Source organism: Pseudomonas sp. SIMBA_068 (genome assembly GCF_046534705.1).
Classification (GTDB): Bacteria; Pseudomonadota; Gammaproteobacteria; order Pseudomonadales; family Pseudomonadaceae; genus Aquipseudomonas; species Aquipseudomonas putida.
On the sequence record NZ_JAWRYI010000857.1, the window covers coordinates 1 to 260 of the forward strand.

The window sequence follows — 260 nt, forward strand, 5'->3', positions numbered from 1 at the left end:
GTTCTGCAAGCAGTTTCATATTTGTATTTTGCGCTATTAACGACTCGGTGTCTGACACGGGTATACCGTAAATACGCTCCATCACTAGCACGTTGTTTCGGCTGTAATCACTGTAAACAGTAGGGATATAGAGCGCATCTGAATCATCAAAATTACGTTTTAATTGAATGCCATTGGCACCTTCACGCATTAGGTCTAATTCATCAAGCAGTGTTTTTTTATACTCTTTTACTACTTCAACAGGGCGCAAACGTTTTGAT

General features: G+C 39.6%; 1 protein-coding gene. It reads right to left on the reverse strand.

The features are described from left to right. On the reverse strand, positions 1 to 260 hold a 260-nt coding region (locus SB756_RS31775), incomplete at both ends, for an AarF/UbiB family protein (protein WP_410913462.1).